Annotated in this window: 18 protein-coding genes, 1 tRNA gene and 2 pseudogenes; 19 read left to right on the forward strand and 2 right to left on the reverse strand. The window is 36.1% G+C overall.

The features are described from left to right. The first annotated feature begins 118 nt into the window (after positions 1 to 118). Both CA730_RS11760 and CA730_RS11765 read left to right on the forward strand, forming a co-directional pair. Complete coding sequence (locus CA730_RS11760) at positions 119 to 559, forward strand: element excision factor XisH family protein (protein ID WP_096671468.1); 441 nt, start codon at positions 119 to 121, stop codon at positions 557 to 559. Further along, positions 547 to 876 carry a XisI protein gene (locus CA730_RS11765; protein WP_096667445.1) on the forward strand — a complete coding sequence of 110 codons (330 nt, stop codon included), beginning with the start codon at positions 547 to 549 and terminating at the stop codon, positions 874 to 876. The genes CA730_RS11760 and CA730_RS11765 overlap by 13 nt, the downstream gene beginning before the upstream one ends. A gap of 38 nt (positions 877 to 914) precedes the next feature. Here CA730_RS11765 and CA730_RS11770 read toward each other — a convergent pair. Continuing rightward, positions 915 to 1,142 (reverse strand): annotated as a pseudogene (locus CA730_RS11770) (clan AA aspartic protease); the annotation flags it as partial. Positions 1,143 to 1,214: 72 nt separating this feature from the next. Between CA730_RS11770 and CA730_RS11775 the strand changes: the two are divergent. Both CA730_RS11775 and CA730_RS11780 read left to right on the forward strand, forming a co-directional pair. Next, positions 1,215 to 1,502: a small RNA NsiR4-regulated ssr1528 family protein gene (locus CA730_RS11775; RefSeq protein WP_039200652.1), complete on the forward strand. Its 288-nt coding sequence runs from the start codon at positions 1,215 to 1,217 to the stop codon at positions 1,500 to 1,502. 408 nt (positions 1,503 to 1,910) lie between these two features. Continuing rightward, entirely contained in the window at positions 1,911 to 2,273 is a 363-nt protein-coding gene (locus CA730_RS11780) for a phage holin family protein (RefSeq protein WP_096667447.1), read from the forward strand. 86 nt (positions 2,274 to 2,359) lie between these two features. On the opposite strand, the gene CA730_RS11785 is transcribed toward CA730_RS11780, so the two are convergent. Continuing rightward, positions 2,360 to 3,508, reverse strand: a complete 1,149-nt coding sequence (locus CA730_RS11785; RefSeq protein ID WP_096667449.1) for a cysteine desulfurase family protein — start codon at positions 3,506 to 3,508, stop codon at positions 2,360 to 2,362. Positions 3,509 to 3,706: 198 nt separating this feature from the next. Between CA730_RS11785 and CA730_RS11790 the strand changes: the two genes are divergently transcribed. The 15 genes and pseudogenes from CA730_RS11790 (at position 3,707) to CA730_RS11855 (ending at position 17,583) form a co-directional block, all read left to right on the forward strand. Continuing rightward, a complete protein-coding gene (locus CA730_RS11790; protein WP_096667451.1) occupies positions 3,707 to 5,356 on the forward strand; it encodes a DUF655 domain-containing protein in 1,650 nt (549 codons plus the stop codon). A 29-nt stretch (positions 5,357 to 5,385) separates the two neighbouring features. Continuing rightward, positions 5,386 to 6,834 (forward strand): bifunctional orotidine-5'-phosphate decarboxylase/orotate phosphoribosyltransferase, encoded by a 1,449-nt coding sequence (locus CA730_RS11795; RefSeq protein WP_096671470.1) that lies wholly within the window; start codon positions 5,386 to 5,388, stop codon positions 6,832 to 6,834. Positions 6,835 to 7,047: 213 nt separating this feature from the next. Further along, positions 7,048 to 7,608 carry a hypothetical protein gene (locus CA730_RS11800; protein WP_096667453.1) on the forward strand — a complete coding sequence of 187 codons (561 nt, stop codon included), beginning with the start codon at positions 7,048 to 7,050 and terminating at the stop codon, positions 7,606 to 7,608. A gap of 18 nt (positions 7,609 to 7,626) precedes the next feature. Further along, a complete protein-coding gene (locus CA730_RS11805; RefSeq protein WP_096667455.1) occupies positions 7,627 to 7,962 on the forward strand; it encodes a hypothetical protein in 336 nt (111 codons plus the stop codon). A 530-nt stretch (positions 7,963 to 8,492) separates the two neighbouring features. Further along, positions 8,493 to 8,921 (forward strand): nucleotide disphospho-sugar-binding domain-containing protein, encoded by a 429-nt coding sequence (locus CA730_RS11810; RefSeq protein ID WP_330221294.1) that lies wholly within the window; start codon positions 8,493 to 8,495, stop codon positions 8,919 to 8,921. A gap of 50 nt (positions 8,922 to 8,971) precedes the next feature. Further along, positions 8,972 to 9,292 carry a phytanoyl-CoA dioxygenase family protein gene (locus CA730_RS11815; protein ID WP_096667459.1) on the forward strand — a complete coding sequence of 107 codons (321 nt, stop codon included), beginning with the start codon at positions 8,972 to 8,974 and terminating at the stop codon, positions 9,290 to 9,292. A 235-nt stretch (positions 9,293 to 9,527) separates the two neighbouring features. Then, positions 9,528 to 10,148, forward strand: a complete 621-nt coding sequence (locus CA730_RS11820; RefSeq protein WP_231940093.1) for a succinylglutamate desuccinylase/aspartoacylase family protein — start codon at positions 9,528 to 9,530, stop codon at positions 10,146 to 10,148. Between the two features lie 522 nt (positions 10,149 to 10,670). Beyond that, positions 10,671 to 11,864, forward strand: a complete 1,194-nt coding sequence (locus CA730_RS11825) for an NAD(P)/FAD-dependent oxidoreductase (RefSeq protein ID WP_096667461.1) — start codon at positions 10,671 to 10,673, stop codon at positions 11,862 to 11,864. 235 nt (positions 11,865 to 12,099) lie between these two features. After that, on the forward strand, positions 12,100 to 12,753 hold the full coding sequence (locus CA730_RS11830) for an HAD-IA family hydrolase (RefSeq protein ID WP_096667463.1): 654 nt from the start codon (positions 12,100 to 12,102) through the stop codon (positions 12,751 to 12,753). Between the two features lie 134 nt (positions 12,754 to 12,887). Continuing rightward, entirely contained in the window at positions 12,888 to 13,400 is a 513-nt protein-coding gene (locus tag CA730_RS11835; RefSeq protein ID WP_197705524.1) for an NACHT domain-containing protein, read from the forward strand. Further along, complete coding sequence (locus CA730_RS24345) at positions 13,373 to 13,522, forward strand: hypothetical protein (protein WP_157749961.1); 150 nt, start codon at positions 13,373 to 13,375, stop codon at positions 13,520 to 13,522. Before CA730_RS11835 ends, CA730_RS24345 begins: the two co-directional genes overlap by 28 nt. A 110-nt stretch (positions 13,523 to 13,632) precedes the next feature. Further along, positions 13,633 to 14,445, forward strand: coding sequence for a carbon-nitrogen hydrolase family protein (locus CA730_RS11840; protein ID WP_096671472.1), 813 nt, complete (start codon positions 13,633 to 13,635; stop codon positions 14,443 to 14,445). 142 nt (positions 14,446 to 14,587) lie between these two features. Beyond that, positions 14,588 to 14,659 (forward strand) — tRNA-Gln (locus tag CA730_RS11845). A gap of 109 nt (positions 14,660 to 14,768) precedes the next feature. Continuing rightward, a pseudogene (locus CA730_RS11850) lies at positions 14,769 to 15,087 on the forward strand (endonuclease V); the annotation flags it as partial. Between the two features lie 291 nt (positions 15,088 to 15,378). After that, positions 15,379 to 17,583 (forward strand): GumC family protein, encoded by a 2,205-nt coding sequence (locus CA730_RS11855; RefSeq protein WP_172891180.1) that lies wholly within the window; start codon positions 15,379 to 15,381, stop codon positions 17,581 to 17,583. Positions 17,584 to 17,687: the final 104 nt, after the last annotated feature.

Raw genomic sequence — 17,687 nt, forward strand, 5'->3', positions numbered from 1 at the left:
AGTGTGACACTTGCGTAAGTCCTAGATTTATTTCATAATACACAGGACTTACGCAACTGGCACATTGGTAGGGTGCGTCAAATATCAACAATCTGTTTATTTGCAGGATTTATGCAGTCTGACGCACCCTACAACAGATTTTTGGTGTGACACTTGCGTAAGTCCTAATACAGTTAAAACAGCCCTGACAAAAGATGGATGGACAATTACTGACGAGCATCTATTTATTCAAGTTGAGGATATTGATTTTTACATAGACTTAACAGCAGAGAGAATTTTAGCTGCTGAAAAAACTGGTAAAAAAATAGCAGTAGAGATAAAATCTTTTTTAGGAGCCTCAGACGTAACTGAATTTCACCTAGCACTTGGTCAATGTCTTAACTACCGTTCAGCACTGAGGTTGACCCAACCTGCTCGGATCTTGTATTTAGCCGTTCCGGTAGATGTTTATGATGAGTTTTTTAGTCGGAAGTTTATTCAAAGAATAATTGGCGAATATGACCTAAAATTACTGATTTTTAACCCAGATCAAGAGGAGATTGTGATATGGAGAGACTAAATTACAAAGAAATAGTCCAAACAATTCTGGAAGGTCACGCAAGAAATCGCCCAAATAATCAAACAGAAGTCAAATTGATATTTGATACAGAGCGCAATCATTATCAAGTTATTAATATTGGTTGGCAAGAACTAACGCGAATATTTGGTTGTATTATTTACGTAGAAATTAAAGATGGCAAAATTTGGATTGAACGCGATGGCACAGAAATCGGAGTAGCTAATGAATTAGTAGAAGCTGGAGTTCCTAAACAAGATATAGTTTTGGGTTTTAAAGCTCCATACAAACGGAAATTTACCGAGTTTGCTACTAGTTGAAGCCTATCCATCAAAGTCGTTCCCAATAAAGGTTTAAAACCAGATGCTAAAATAGGAACTACTTTTTCTCGATTGTCCCAAACAATTGTTGCTAAATGTATAGATAACAACGTCTCCCTACCATCGGCTAATCTCGCAAGCGTAGTGGAATATAACGGCAGATTCATCGCGCTGACAGCTTGTGGTGGTAATGTAAGATGGTCGTTGAATCCAGTATCAATAATAAAATTAATAGAAAAATATGGTTGTGTCGGTAAACGAAAAATTTATTCTGGCTGAACCGTCCCTGTTCCCTATTCCCTGGTAAAATATTTCAACATCTCTGAAAATACGTTACCATGACTACTGAAAATACCACGGGTGCTGATGCTATTGATAGAGCGATATCAAGGGGAATTGATTTTGATGGTTCTCCTATTCCCATAGTTAAATTAGACCTATATGAACAAGTTATGGGTTTAGAATCAGGCAGACAACGCAGCGGTGTATCCAATACCATGCGGTCTCGCATTGTTCGGATTGGTGCTAAACACATCCCCCAGGCTGAACTTGATCAAAAACTAGTTGAAGCTGGTTTTGCACCTTTAAAAGAAAAGGAAATTGCTTTTTTCTACGGTGGTAAATAAAAGAAATTCTGTTTTTATTTATTTTGTAGTCTGATTTATAATTCAGGAAATTGTGAGCATACGCTTGTCATTACGGCAAATTTATGCTTTCAATTTCAATAATCAAATTGAAGAAGGAGTCAGAAGTCAGAATAAATTAGTGAAGCGAAATACCAGCAACATACAAAGTATTTATTTATTGTTTTTTATATACCATATTTCAAAATAAAGCCTCTTTTCCTCTTCATGCTTACTTGCCTTTTTTGAAGAGAGTAAACATAAAGATATCTAGAATAAATTTCAGTTCTAGTCATAAATTCTGCTAATTTATAAATAATTGGTTAAGCTACAAAGATTTTTAGATCAAGAAACCAAGTCAACCAGGTAATTTATCGTCATATCAACATTCACGTTTCAGGGGTTCTGGTAATGGATATTACGACGCTGCTAATTGTTTGGTTAGTCACGGCTGTTAGCTTGTGGATTATTAGTAAATTACCTTTAGGAGTGGAAATTGATTCTCCTGAAAAGGCAATTTTTTCTGCCGCAGTTTTAGGTATTATTACAGCATTAGTGAAGCCAGTTCTCAAGGTTTTGTTTGTGATACCAAATTTAGCCACCTTTGACTTATTATCTGGTATCTTCACTTTCATGATTGCTGTTGCTTGTTTTAGTATTGCTGCTTGGTTAGTAGATGGTTTCCGGTTACGTTTTGGGATTTGGAGTGCAATTTTAGGTGCTTTCGCACTTACTCTTGTCAATAACATTATCTACAAATTGTTAGGTGTCTAATTGATAATTAGTAATCGGTGATTTCTTAATATCACCTATTCGTTATATTATCAATACAAATAATTAAGACATCTAATTTCCGAAAATTAACTGGGGGTTAATCTCTGCAAAATCTGTTTCAAAACTATTCCAGTCCAATCAATATCGGCTACTGTTGTCTGTTTTCCTAAAGTTAATCTAATTCCTCCTAAAGCCGCTTTTTGAGAATATCCCATTGCTAATAAAATGGGACTAGGGCTTAATTTTCCACTATTGCAAGCTGCACCAGCACTAATACCAATTCCGGCTAAATTTAACTGACGTACCAAAGTTTTACCACTGATTTTTTCCCCATCTGCAAATTCTAAATAAAAACTGAGATGATGGGGTAAACGATGAATTTTGTCACCTGTGGGCATTAAACCGGGAACATCTGCTAAAATGGCAAAGAGGCGATCGCGCAACAGGATCAATCTCTCTCTTTCCGTCTCTAATTCCTGTGCTGCTAACTCCGCAGCTACTCCAAATCCAGCAATAGCGGGCGTTGCTTGCGTCCCTGAACGCATTCCGTTCTCCTGTCCACCCCCACCCAGCAGCGGTATTAATTCCACTCCAGGACGCACATATAACGCCCCTGTACCTAAACCGCCATATAATTTATGACTAGATAAACTCAATAAATCTACAGGTAAAGTCTGCACATCTAGCGGTAAACGTCCAGCAACTTGCACTGCATCTGTGTGAAATAAAGCACCGTGTGTTTCCATTATTTTTCCCAATTCTACAATTGGTTGGACTGTTCCTATTTCGCTTTGTCCATAAATCACAGATACCAACACGGTGTTATCTCGCAAAGCTGCGGTTAAATCTTCGGGGTTAACTCTTCCTTGATGATTTACACCCAAACGGGTAACTTCCCAACCCCAATTTTCTAACATTTTCGCCGGTTCAGAAATGGCGGAATGTTCTACACTAGAAATGATAATATGTTGGGGAGTAGTGTAACATCGCGCCACCCCCATAATTGCTAAATTATCTGCTTCCGTTCCCCCGGAAGTGAAAATAATTGATTCAGGAACAGCATTAATTAAACCCGCAACTTGCATTCGCGCAGTTTCCACAACCAAGGCGGCACGGTTGCCCCATTCATGTAAACTGGAAGGATTACCCCACTGTTGCATTAAGATTTTTTGGATAATTGCGATCGCTTCTGGACGAGTCGGAGTAGTTGCACTGTAATCTAGATATACTTGCATAAAAATTAATAATTAAGTGGACAAATATTTACTTTTCTACATAATTTAATACACCACATTTTGGGAATAATAATTTACGTATAACCCTACAGCGATTTTCGGGTAAATAAACCACATTTTTTTGTCTCACGCAGAGGCGCATCAAGGGTGTGGTCTAAATAGATGAAAACTGCTGTAATCTAGTTTTATTAAATTACCGTGTCTATTTTCCCACAAATCCGTTATTTTTCTTATATCTTTTTGTTGCTATTCACTCTAACTGGTTGTGAACAAGTCCAATCATCAAACCAGCATTTAGCACCATTACCCGCATTACCCCAAGATTCTTTAATTCAAGTTTACTTCAATAATTCCGAATCTTCAGAATATCAAGAAACCTATCGTCAGCAAACCCGGTTAGGAGATGATTTAGAAAAGCAGATTGTTGACACCATTTTCCAAGCAAAATCTTCTGTAGATGTAGCTGTACAAGAATTGCGTTTACCAAAAGTTGCCCAAATATTAGCAGAAAAACAAAAATCTGGGGTCAAGGTTAGATTAATTTTAGAAAGTAATTATTCTCGTCCTTGGAGTAGTTTCAATTCCACAGAAATAGCGAAGTTAGAAAAAAGAGAACAGGAACGATATAACGAATTTCGGAAATTTGTTGATATCAATCAAGATCATCAAATTACACCTGAAGAAATTAGTCAACGGGATGCTTTAGCAATTATTCAAAATGCCCAAATTCCTTGGATAGATGATACTGCTGATGGTTCAAAAGGTAGTAGTTTAATGCACCATAAATTTATGATTGTTGATAATCGTTTTGTAATTATTACTTCTGCAAATTTTACCCTCAGTGATACATTTGGAGATTTTACCAATCCTAGTAGTTTAGGGAATACCAATAATTTATTAAAAATTGATAGTTCTGAATTAGCAACTCTACTCACAGAAGAATTTAATATTATGTGGGGTGACGGAGTAGGAGGAAAACTAGATAGTAAATTTGGAGTGACAAAACCTGTTCGTAACCCACAAACAATTACATTAGGTAATAGCAAAGTTACAATTCGGTTTTCTCCAACATCTCCTACTGAACCTTGGAGTAATTCCAGTAATGGGTTAATTGCTAAAACCTTATCTGCAAGTTCAAAAACAGTAGATTTAGCATTATTTGTATTTTCAGATCAACAACTTGCCAATATTCTCGAACAGCGTCATAATCAAAATGTCCAAATTCGAGCTTTAATTGAACCACAATTTGCTTATCGTTACTACAGTGAAGCTTTAGATATGATGGGATTTGCTTTAAGTAATAACTGTAAATATGAAGTTGATAACCGTCCTTGGAAAAATCCGATTTCTACAGTGGGAGTCCCGGTTTTAGCTAAAGGAGATTTATTGCATGATAAATTTGCCGTCATTGATAACCAAACCGTAATTACAGGTTCACATAATTGGTCAGAAGCAGCAAATAATGGCAATAATGAAACATTAATAGTGATTGAAAATCCTACAGTAGCAGCACATTATCAACGGGAATTTAACCGTCTTTATGGTAAAATAAAACCCGGTTTACCAGCAAATATTAAATCTAAAATTGATGCAGAAGTTAAAAAATGTCCTCAAATTAAACAACCATCATCTTTCGTAAATCCAATTACCACTAAAATTAATCTCAATACAGCAAGTCAAGCAGAATTAGAAACTCTTCCTGGCGTGGGTGAAAAGTTAGCCGAAAGGATAATTATAGCCCGTCAACAGCAAAGGTTTACTTCTTTACAAGATGTAGATAAAATATCGGGAATTAGTGCTAAAATGTTGGCAGAATGGGAGAAAATGATCACATTAACCTCAGATTAACGCATATACGGATAATCATGTTACCATTAATGAAATTTAACGATAAATTGAATGGGGCGATCGCCCAAAATCAGAGTTTACTATTTATAGGACTAGATCCTAATCCAGAAATGCTCCCTGAACGATATTCCCAGAAATCAGATCCCAAAAGTATGATTAATGGTCTGTGGGATTGGTTAGAATTTACTATTTCCCAAAGCAGTGATTTAGTATGTGCCTATAAACCAACTTTGGGATTTTACGCAGCTTTAGGTATTCCGGGATGGGAATTACTACAACGAACTTTAAAAGCTATTCCTGCCCACATTCCGATTATATTAGATGCTAAACATAGCGATCTTAATACTAGTACAATTTTCGCTAAAACTGTTTTTGAAGAATGGCAGATTGATGCGATTACATTGAGTCCTTATGCAGGACAAGATCACGTAGCACCCTTTTTAGTTTATCCCGATAAAGCCGTTTTTATTTTGTGTACAACTTCTAATCCAGGTGCAGTGATTTTGCAGCAATACCCTACAGCCGAATCACCTTTTTATTTACAAGTAGTCAAAGAAGCAAAAAACTGGGGAACACCTGAACAACTGGGTTTAGAAGTAGGAACTATTCAGCCAGATATTTTAGCAAAAATTCGCAAAGAAGCACCAGAAAGAGTAATTTTAGCCCGCAGCATCTGGTGTGAAGGTGGTAATCTTAAAAACTTGCTATCAGCGGGATTAAATTATAATGGTGATGGGTTACTTCTTCCCGTTTCTCAAGATATGTTAGGAAGTGAAAATCTATCTACCCAACTGCAATTTTTAAGGGCAGAAATTAATCAGCTTAGAACTGAAATTTCTCAGAAAAACTCCGCTTGTTCCGTTTGGTTTCCCGATGTTTGTTTATTAAATAAACACCCGCTTTTAGATTTAATTTTACAACTTTATGACATTGGTTGTATCATGTTTGGTGAATTTGTCCAAGCTTCTGGTGCTACCTTTCCCTATTATATAGACCTCCGCAAAATCATTTCTAATCCCCAAATATTTCATCAGATAGTAATTGCTTATGCAGAGATTCTTAAAGACCTAACTTATGATAGAATAGCCGGTATTCCTTATGGTTCTTTACCTACTGCTACTGGATTATCATTACATCTAAATTCCCCGATGATTTTTCCCCGCAAAGAAGTAAAAGCACACGGAACCCGCAAGGTAATAGAAGGTAATTTTAATCCTGGAGAAGTTGTTGTCGTTGTTGATGATATTTTGATCAGTGGTAAAAGCGTAATGGAAGGAGCAGAAAAGTTAAAATATGCAGGATTAAATGTCAATGATATTGTAGTATTTATGGACCATGAGCAAGGTGTAAAAGACAGATTGCGAGAAAATGGTTATCAAGCACACGCAGTTTTAACAATTTCTGAAATTACAGAAACTTTATATGCAGCAGGACGTATTAGTGAGGAACAATTTAAAACCTTATCTGAAATAAATTAGACATTTATTCTCAAGATAGTGATACAAAACTAATTCAATAATTAGGATTTTGTAGTAAACTGTAGTTAGAATGGTTAGATATGGGAATCTTCAATAATTTCCCAACAACAAAACACCCGACTTCTCTAAGCAGTCGGTTATCTGAAACTCTGGATGTTTAAAAATAAAGCTTAGTAATTTTTATCACCAATCAAAACAGGAACAAATTTCTCAATGAATGCCATACGTTTTCATCATTCCTTAGTTAATAAAAAAATTCCTATCCTTGTTGATAGCACTGATCTTAATTATTATTTTCAAGAGCAAGGATATCAAACTATTTTATTTGATGATTACGATTTTGCTAGTCAACAACTAGCATTTGCTGTAATTTCAGATTATAGTTATCATGATCGACTTATACAGCTATCTCATACCTCCAAAAGTACGATTATCCATCTACTAGCAGTTAGGTATGATATAAATCCTCAAATCATCGCTTATTCATTCGAGCAACTTCTCTCTTGTGATCTAACACAAGTATTAGAGTTAAGAGCTAAAACTTATGAGCAAATTGCTGAAGTGGAAGATGAATTATATTTATCTGATCATAGAGGCACTAAATTAACGTGCTTATTGTCAGAAAATTTAGAAGTTATAAATACTGAAGATGAGTTAGAACCAGGATGGTTTTACTCAATTTCGGAAATGCTAGAAAGCGGAATAGTCAATATTAAAAGTGATAAATCAAGTTTTTCACTAGATGGAACTTTCTTTTTTGATGGCATGATTTAGGCTTGTGCAAACCCACAAGTGAGAGAACGTCACCATAATGCTTTGACATATTTACTTAAGAAGGTAAATTCAAGTCAAGAAAAATATATTCATATCGAAGATAATACTATAACTCATCTCATTTTGGATGGTAGGGATGAAACTTCTATATTACTGGAAATGGATTATGGTTTAGAACGTAACTTGAGTTTTACTGAGATAGGCTTTGGCTGTAACAAAAATATTGAAAAAAATCTGAATTGGCAGATAAACTCCATTATGAATCAAGGAGTATATGGAACGCACATAGGCATAGGTATGGCACAGAAGTCTCCTTATATTGATTTTATTTCTCAAAGCATCAAGATTATTTAATGCCGATATAGCGGTTCTTGGTTGAGTGAAATACAAGAACCCCACCCCCAACCCCCTCCCCGCAAGCGAGGAGGGGACTTATGATGTATCTCATTCAAGTGCATACCGCTATAAATTGCCATCCTATATAACCTGTCAAATAACTCCTCTTCTGTCACTTTCCCTAAATGAAATGATGTAACTCTTGCTATATAAGAGTTTTAGTTTAAAGCAATGATTACATCTATCGGATTGGAAAATAAAGCCAGAAACCCAGATCCAGTAAAAGTTGTGCCAATTTTTATTCTTTTGATCTCTCAAACATTGGATCGAATAGGACAACACCATGAAGATAAGGAAACATAGCCTGAGTTGGAAGACGGTCTTGGTTTTTCGCAAAAACATACCAAGTTTGTCTGGGACGAAACCAGGGGATTGAGATTCCTACCAGTCCGGCATCTTGTGCTAACTTTTTAATTTTATATAATTCTAAAACCTTTTTTTATCAAAAATGTTTACAAGCTTTTGCAAATAGTGAGTATACGGTAGTAATGTCTGTGGGGAAATTTATAGATATTGCTGAATTGGGAAAAATTCCCCCTAATTTTATTGTCAGCAACTATGTACCTCAAATGCAAGTGCTTCAACAAGCTAGTGTTTTCATTACTCATGGGGGAACTAATAGCACTTGGGAGGCATTAATTAACAAAGTACCACTGGTTGTATTTCCCCAAGGAGGCGATCAATATTTAGTAGCTAATCGTGTAGAAGAATTAAATATAGGAGTATGGGTAAAACAGAAAAATATTGCTCCATTGAAATTGCGATCGCTTGTTGAGCAGATCATCAAAGATGAAAAAATTCGTAGTAACGTTGATCTATTAAGTGATTCTTTGATAATATCAGGTGGCACTCAAAAAGCAGTAGATAAAATTTTAGAATTTAAACAGAGGAATAGCATTTCTCATGTTTTGAAATAGTACAAATTTTATTATCTGCATTAACTAAGTAAATTCTAATTAAGAGCAAAATGAAACTGACAACAGAAGCACTAAAAAGTTATGAAGAACAAGGATTTTTGTTCATTCCAGAGTGTTTTAGCCGTGAGGAAATTTCAGTAATTTGTGATCAAATTCCCAATGTAATGGACGATGAAGCAGTTGGTCGTGTTTTGGAAGATGATCAAATGTTAACCAGCGAAATCATAAATTTTCTACGGGTAGATTCAATATTTATGATAGTCAAAATTGGAATAAAATTTTTTGGGATTATGAAAAACAACATGATGATATATAGGACTTACGCAAGTGTCACACCAAAAATCTGTTGTAGGGTGCGTCAGACTGCATAAATCCTGCAAATAAACAGATTGTTGATATTTGACGCACCCTACCAATGTGCCAGTTGCGTAAGTCCTGGATATAGAAGAATTTGCCCGTTCCCAAATTGGTTTAGACATAGATACTATCAAATATAATTTTTCTCAAAAAATTGAATCTAGTTTTGATAGTCTTTTAGATAAAATCAATGCCCCTAGTAGTGTACAACTAACTAATAAATATCGCTATAAGCTGCAATCTCTTTCTTTGGATGCAGATTACGTCATTGATTTACATAGTCACACTGGAGAAGGAATAGAATACCTTTATTATTTCCGAAATCGAGAAGACAGCGCTAATTTATTTCTCCTAAATTATGCCATTTTATTTGATGAATATGATGGTGATGCTTTTGATGAATCATTCATAAAACCCTGGTTAGCTTTAGAGAATGCTTTATTAAAATTAACCGAACAAAAAATGATATTTGATAAAGAAGCATGGACTTTAGAATTAGGAACGGGAATGCAAATGAATCCAAATTCAGTAACTAAAGGAGTGTGCGGAATTAAAAATTATTTAACTCAAAAAAGTATTTTAGAAATACAGGATTTAACCCAACTAAAAACTATATCTCATCAAACCAATTTTCGTTCACTTAGTCAACTCAAAAAATATTGGAGTCCCGTAGGCGGAATGATTTTATCTAAAGCTGCATTAGGTACTTCAGTAACTCAGGGAGATTTGCTATATCAAGTTCTGACATTCAATAAAATCGGTGAATTACCTACAACTGTTCATGTTTATGCTGAGAAAACAGGCTTGGTTTATGATATATCAATAAATAACTCTGTTAACGAAGGAGAATTTGTATTAGCGACTATGTAGTTTGTCATGAAAAACATTTAACACAGAATTATTCAATCTCTGGCGTTGCTGAATTGAGGTATGAAATTCCTAAATTGAACCTTTAAAACTCTTACCTCAGTGCGTCTTTGCGCCTTTGCGTGAGACTAAAATTCATACCCTTAATCAGCAACGCCTTCAATCTATTAATTTATCTGCGTTTATTTGCGTTTATCTGCGTTCAAATCTTGATTCTTATACTCAAAACGGCTAGAAGCTGGACTTTTTTATCATACAAAGAACAATTTCAAAGCCTCTCCCCGCACCTCTCCCTAACCCTCTCCTCTTAGGAGAGGGAAAAGGAATAACATTTAATACTGGAGAGGTTTGGAGAGGGGTTTCATATTTGGTTAAACTATGAACCGTTTTCAGTATAAATAAAATTACCATTTGTCCTGATTTGCATAAAGGCAAACATCAGGATTGTTGATTAATGGCAAGAAACCGTAATAAAACATTACACTAAAATAAATATCTAACTGGGATTTAGCGCCTAAAAAAATTATGACTCAACCAACTACAAAAATTTGTATACTAGGTGGTGGCTTTGGTGGACTCTACACCGCCCTGCGTTTAAGCCAACTCCCCTGGGATTCTACACCCAAACCTGAGATTATTTTAGTAGATCAGAGCGATCGCTTTGTCTTTTCCCCCCTGCTTTACGAACTCCTCACCAGAGAACTCCAAACCTGGGAAATCGCCCCACCATACTCAGAACTACTGCAAGGAACAGGAATCCAATTCCACCAAGCGTCCGTTTCCACAATAGACATCAACAAACAAAAAGTCCAATTACAAGATAAATCAGAACTAAATTATGACCGCTTAGTCTTAGCATTAGGTGGTGAAACACCCCTAGACTTAGTTCCTGGTGCTGCTACCTATGCTTACCCTTTCCGTACTATCACAGATGCCTACAAATTGGAAGAACGGCTACGAATTCTCGAAGCAGCAAAGCCAGAAAAAATCCGTGTCGCCATAGTTGGTGCAGGTTACAGCGGCGTAGAATTAGCTTGTAAACTAGCAGATAGAATCGGCGAAAAAGGACGTTTCCGCCTCATTGAAATCGGTGATCAAATTTTACGCACTTCCCCAGAATTTAACCGTGCAGCCGCCAAAAAAGCCTTAGATAGTAAAGGCGTATTTATTGACCTAGAAACCAAAGTAGCAGCAATCAATCAAGATAGCATCTCCCTAGAGTATAAAAATCAAGTAGACACCATACCCGTAGATTTAGTCATTTGGACAGTAGGAACAAAAGTTTCTCCAGTTGTCACAGCCTTACCCCTCAAACACAATCAGCGCGGACAAATCACCACCACAGACCAACTACAAGCCATAGAACATCCCGAAATCTTTGCTTTAGGAGACTTAGCCGACTGTCTCGACGCAGACGGAAAACAAGTCCCCGCAACCGCCCAAGTCGCCTTTCAACAAGCCGATTATACCGCTTGGAATATCTGGGCTACCATCACCAATCGTCCCCTCCTTCCCTTCCGCTATCAACCATTAGGAGAAATGATGGCTTTAGGAATAGATAACGCCACCCTCACCGGGTTAGGTGTGCAATTAGACGGTTCTGTTGCCTACTTAGCCCGTCGTCTAGCTTATCTGTATCGTTTACCCACTTTAAATCATCAATTGAAAGTTGGGTTTAATTGGTTAGTTAGCCCCATAATAGAAGCCATTTCCAAGTAATTAAAGATCCTTCCCCGACTTCTCCAACCAGTTGGGGATCTACAGCGATTTCCAATCATATAAGCTACATCTTAGCCCCCTCATCGCTTGCGGGGAGGGGGTTGGGGTTCTTGTTCCAGGTTTGATGACAATTTGCTGTAGATGAGAAGTTTGGGATCTAAAACGGTAAACTAGACAAATTCAGATATCATGGCTATGTATTTAGTGACTGCTGCGGACTAAAGTATTAATTCTTATGAAAAAGCCTAAAGTTATTTTTGTAGATGCTGTTGGTACATTGTTTGGGATTAAAGGTAGTGTTGGGGAAATTTACCGACAAATCGCCCAAGAATTTGGTGTAGAAGTTTCCGCCCAAATTTTAGATCAAAACTTTGTGAAAAGCTTTAAAGCCTCACCACCACCAATATTTCTTGATGCAGATATCAAAGATATTCCCCAGCGTGAATACGATTGGTGGCGGATAATTGCCTTAAATACCTTTGAAGGCGCTGGTGTTCTCCAAGAATTTACCGATTTTACCGCTTTTTTTACCGAACTTTATATCCACTTTGGTACTCCTGAACCTTGGTATGTTTATCCTGATGTAACTCTAGCATTAATGAACTGGCGACGCTTAGGAGTTGAATTAGGAGTATTATCTAATTTTGATTCTCGTTTATATTTAGTATTGCAAGGCTTAGGACTCAGAGAATATTTTTCTTCTGTTACCATTTCTACTCAAGTTCGTGCCGCTAAACCAGATCCAGAAATATTTAAAATTGCTTTAAATAAGCATAAATGTTCACCAGAAGAAGCATGGCATATTGGTGACAGCATAACAGATGATTATTATGGGGCTAAATCGGCAGGAATGAGAGGCATTTGGATTAACCGTAATCCCAGTGTCTAATACCGTAATTATACGGTGAATATAAGTTTGTGGTGTAAATTTTTCTTGCAAAAATTGTATACATAGCTATATTTACAAGTGATTACTGTTAACCTATAAATTATATTTTTAACTAGTTTGAGTAGTGATGAGCAATGAAAAAATCTCTATCAAATATTTGGTATCAATTTCGTCAAGCTCCAATTTTAATTAATGTCAAAGATATCAAAGTTTTATCATCTCAGTTAGCAGAAACATTAACTGCAAATTTAGATATTAGCTTGATTCATGGTAATCATAATTGGTTAAGAAATAAAAATCATCGTTTTGTTTTTATCTTTGATGGTTGGGACGAATTACCAACTGCGTCTAGAAATAATCAAAATCTGGAAAAATTTATTCAGCAAGTTAGCGAATTTCAGCAACAATGTAAAAATGATCAAAGCATGGGACATAAGGTATTAATTACCAGTAATGTGATTCCTTTATCAATTATCTCTAATTTACCCAAAAATTTAGAAAGAGTAGAAATTCTTCCCTTAGATCAACAACAACAATGGTTAGGAAAATGGCAATCTCTACCAAATAATCACGGCAAAAATACAGATTTACAGCAGTACCCCAAACTAAGCTGCGAGAATTGCAAAATGCTGGTGTTTATCAATTAGGTCAGCGTCAAGTAGATGTTTATGCTGGGTTAAATGTGATGATTTTACTTTTAGCTATCCAGCGTTATGCTCAAGAAGATGAGTTACTCAAAGAGCATATAATTTTTTATCCGGGAAATTGAGAGAAATTGTCCGGGGAAACCCCGCCCCTACTTTTTGTTTAAAATGGAATGATATGAGGATATATTTAGATATCTATAATTGTCTCAATCTACCGTTTGTTCTTGAATCTATGAAGTCTTATTTAGCCGCCGCTATTCAAATGACCAGTGTGCCCGATTTGCAAAAAAATTTGGCACAAGCAGAAGAATTAATTGATTTGGCTGTGCGTCAAGGTGCAGAGTTGGTGGGTTTACCAGAAAATTTCTCTTTTATGGGGGAAGAAAAGGATAAACTAGCCCAAGGAGATGCGATCGCTCAAGCAACAGAAACATTTCTCCACAAAATGGCACAACGCTTTCAAGTTACCATTCTCGGCGGCGGCTTCCCTATCCCTGTAGATAGTAACGGTAAAGTTTATAATACAGCATTACTGATCAATGCCAACGGTCAAGAACTCGCCCGTTACCAAAAAGTCCATTTATTTGATGTCAATGTCCCTGATGGTAATACCTATCAAGAATCCAGCACCGTCATGGCTGGACTTGAATTACCTCCCGTTTACGCTTCCCCGGAGTTAGGGAAAATTGGCCTTTCTATTTGCTATGATGTTCGCTTTCCCGAACTGTACCGACATCTATCCAATCAAGGCGCAGATATTCTATTTGTTCCCGCAGCCTTTACGGCTTTTACTGGTAAAGACCATTGGCAAGTATTACTCCAATCTAGGGCGATAGAAAATACCTGTTACGTTATTGCTCCCGCCCAAACTGGTACTAATTATGACCGTCGCCAAACTCATGGACACGCTATGATTATTGACCCTTGGGGTGTCATTTTAGCAGACGCTGGGGAAAAACCAGGAGTGGCGATCGCTGAAATCAAACCCACCCGACTAGAACAAGTTCGTCGCCAAATGCCATCCCTACAGCATCGCGTATTTTAGCCACTCAGATCCCCGACTTCTGAGAGAAATTGGGGGTCTATCTCCGCCGCCGTTGTGGTTATATTTGGTGGGCAAAATCTTTTTTCCCAAAACACTTGACATTATCTCAATATAACTGCTATATTATCTACAGTGAATTCATTGGGGCGTAGCCAAGTGGTAAGGCAGTGGGTTTTGGTCCCGCCATCCCTAGGTTCGAATCCTAGCGCCCCAGTTATACAGAAAGCGAGTTTTAACAGCTTGCTTTTTTGCTTATATAATTCCACTAATCTCGAAAAATTTCTTCTTCTGGTAAAAATAAATTAACTACCAAATGAAGCAAGATGGAAATTCATAAGCCTGATCATTGGCCTTCTACTGTAGAAGAAGCGAAAACCATTCAAGAAAATCTCCGCTATCAAGTAATTACCACAGATAAACTGCCAGAAACTATCCAGTATGTTGCTGGAGTAGACATGGGATTTTTGGAAGATGGTACAATCAGCCGTGCCGCAGTAGCCGTGCTAAGTTTTCCAGATTTACAAATAGTAGAAACCGCTGATTGGTGAATATGAAGAATTACCAAACACTAAAGGTAGCTGGAAACCATTAATACATAAAAAAGAAACTATAGGTGCAGTTTTAAGAACACGCACAGGAGTCTGAATTTAGATCCTGTCTCTCATGAATCTGCAATCTGGTGTAAATACAAGATAAATATTCTCACAATGTTTGCAGAAAATTTATGTTCCTCACACTGATTAGACATATACCTGTTTGAAGGTATTAGCCAAGAACTACTTGCTGAATATTTTCTGTTAAGTATATCTGTAATCATAGGAAGAATAAGTATTGATTATTAACCAGAAAACATTGAGTATCAAATATCTCTAAAAGTTTTCTAATCATCATCTGCTTCCAGATATATTGTTGCAATTTGAGAGGAATATGATTGTGGCTACAAATGCGATAACATTGAAAAAATTACTTACTAGCTCTACACATAGCGTAATTGATATCAAAAAAATAATTCCCATTTTACTTTACCATCGGTGGTTGATACTAGGGATTTCCTGTACAGTCATGTCAGTAACAAGCCTTATAGCTATTACTAATAAACCAACTTATCAAAGTTATATGCAAATATTGGTAAGTTATAATTCAGATAAATCTTTACCAAATAGTAAGGTCGAAAAGACAACAAAAGATTTACGTAAATCGCAAATATCATCCATTGACTACAGTAGTCAAGTTAAATTAATGCTGAGTAGTAAATTAATACAGAAAGCTGTAAATTTACTTCATGCTGATTATCCACAAATAACCGTAGAAGATATTTATAATAACAGCCAAATTGATAAAGTTTCATCTTTGGCACTAACTCAGTTACCATTAGGTACAGGAGTTAATCAAAATTTTAACCAAGTATTTTTACTATCTTTTACAGACAAAGATCCTCTCAGAACGAAAAGAGTATTACAAGCTTTAGAGAAAGTATATCAGGACTATAATACCGAGCAAAAAAATCAGCGAATTAATCAAGGATTAGTCTTTGTTAATAATCATATCCCACAACTGCAAAAAGATGTATTAAAAGCCGAGAAAAAATTAGAACAATTTCGTCAACAAAATAATTTAATTGATCCAGTTTTACAAAGTCAAATTTTATTACAGTCTTTAGCAGATATTCAAAAACAGCGGCAAACAACTCGCGCTCAACTGCAAGATGTCCAGACTAGGCACAACAGCCTAGAACAAGCAATTAAGTCTTCCAATCAAAATAACATAAATATTAACGATTCCCTGGAATCTAGACAATATCAAGCCTTAATTAGTGAACTTAATCAAACAGAACAAGAGTTAATGCAAGCTCGGATTCTTTATACAGAAAAACATCCTATCATCCAACAACTGAAACAGAAACAGCAGATTATTAGTACACTATTACAACAACAAGGACAAAATAAAGCTATTACTATTAGTAGTAAATCAAAATTATCATCACAAATAATCCCAAAGGTAGAAAATGATTTAACTCAATTGAAAATGAATGCATTAGGACTAATTGCCCATGATCGTGATTTGGCAAAATCCGAACAAGAAATTAGTTCTTTGCTGAATACATATCCCAGTTTAATTACAGAATACAAGAGGTTAGTTGCCAATATAGAATCTTATCGTAAAACACTGCAACAATTGACACAAGTACAAAATTCATTAGGTGTAAAAATTGCTCAAGAAGGTTTTAATTGGCAAATTTTAGAAGAACCAGCTTTAGGAATACATATAGGTAATTTGCGCTGGTTACTAATTGTTGGAGGCATATTCATTGGTCCAATATTGGGTTTAGCAGCAGCATTAATTTGGGAAAAATTTAATAATGCAATTTTCTATACTCAGGATTTACAAAATTTGACCAATATTCAGTTATTAGGTTCAGTACCAAGATTAGGAAAACGTCAAAATAGTTGGACAAGCCAATTCCAATCTATGATGAGAGATAAATCTAAAAATGTAGATATTTCTCATCCAGGAATAATCAAAAACTTGCCAAATCATGAAACATTAGATATTATTTACCAGAATATTCTGATGTTAAATAATTCTCTACCTTTAAAATCATTGATGTTAACTTCTGCATTACCAGGAGAAGGAAAAACAACTTTGGCTTTAGGATTAGCTGCTAGTGCGGCTCGAATGCACCAAAGAGTATTAATAATTGATGCTAACTTGCGTTCTCCCAGTTTACATAAAACTCTAGGACTGACCAATGATTGGGGTTTATCCTTATTACTAGTTGATGATATCAACACATCATTTAATACTTACATTCAGCCTATTCACCCAGCTATTGATGTTTTAACTGCTGGTCCAATCCCAGAGGATGCGGTAAATCTGTTGAGTTCTGAGAGAATGCAAGAATTAATGGATTTATTTGAACTAAATTATGATTTAGTGTTAATAGATGCACCCTCTGTTTTAGATACAGTTGATGGTAGGATTGTGGCTTCATTATCTCATGGGATTGTTATGGTAGGACGGATTGGTAAAGTTACTCCTAATAAATTGATGGAAGCTACAGAAATTTTAAGCAAATTAAATTTAATTGGCATTATTGGTAATGAAGTTTATGATTCTCCCCAAATATTGACACCGTGAATAGGAGTCAGAAGTCAGGAGTCAGGAGAAGGAAGAAGGAAGAAGAAACTTACCCAATCCTCAATCCCCAGTCCCCAGTCCCCAGTCCCCAGTCCCCAATCACC

This window comes from Dolichospermum compactum NIES-806, assembly GCF_002368115.1.
GTDB classification, from domain to species: domain Bacteria; phylum Cyanobacteriota; class Cyanobacteriia; order Cyanobacteriales; family Nostocaceae; genus Dolichospermum; species Dolichospermum compactum.

Coding starts and splice junctions, on each gene's coding strand:
- CA730_RS11800 (WP_096667453.1), top strand. CDS start 7,048: ATGAATGCCATACGTTTTCATCATTCCTTAGTTAATAAAAAAATTCCT.
- CA730_RS11840 (WP_096671472.1), top strand. CDS start 13,633: ATGAAGTCTTATTTAGCCGCCGCTATTCAAATGACCAGTGTGCCCGAT.
- CA730_RS11835 (WP_197705524.1), top strand. CDS start 12,888: ATGAAAAAATCTCTATCAAATATTTGGTATCAATTTCGTCAAGCTCCA.
- CA730_RS11785 (WP_096667449.1), bottom strand. CDS start 3,508: ATGCAAGTATATCTAGATTACAGTGCAACTACTCCGACTCGTCCAGAA.
- CA730_RS11830 (WP_096667463.1), top strand. CDS start 12,100: ATGAAAAAGCCTAAAGTTATTTTTGTAGATGCTGTTGGTACATTGTTT.
- CA730_RS11765 (WP_096667445.1), top strand. CDS start 547: ATGGAGAGACTAAATTACAAAGAAATAGTCCAAACAATTCTGGAAGGT.
- CA730_RS11825 (WP_096667461.1), top strand. CDS start 10,671: ATGACTCAACCAACTACAAAAATTTGTATACTAGGTGGTGGCTTTGGT.
- CA730_RS11795 (WP_096671470.1), top strand. CDS start 5,386: ATGAAATTTAACGATAAATTGAATGGGGCGATCGCCCAAAATCAGAGT.
- CA730_RS11815 (WP_096667459.1), top strand. CDS start 8,972: ATGAAACTGACAACAGAAGCACTAAAAAGTTATGAAGAACAAGGATTT.
- CA730_RS11775 (WP_039200652.1), top strand. CDS start 1,215: ATGACTACTGAAAATACCACGGGTGCTGATGCTATTGATAGAGCGATA.
- CA730_RS11780 (WP_096667447.1), top strand. CDS start 1,911: ATGGATATTACGACGCTGCTAATTGTTTGGTTAGTCACGGCTGTTAGC.
- CA730_RS11810 (WP_330221294.1), top strand. CDS start 8,493: ATGTCTGTGGGGAAATTTATAGATATTGCTGAATTGGGAAAAATTCCC.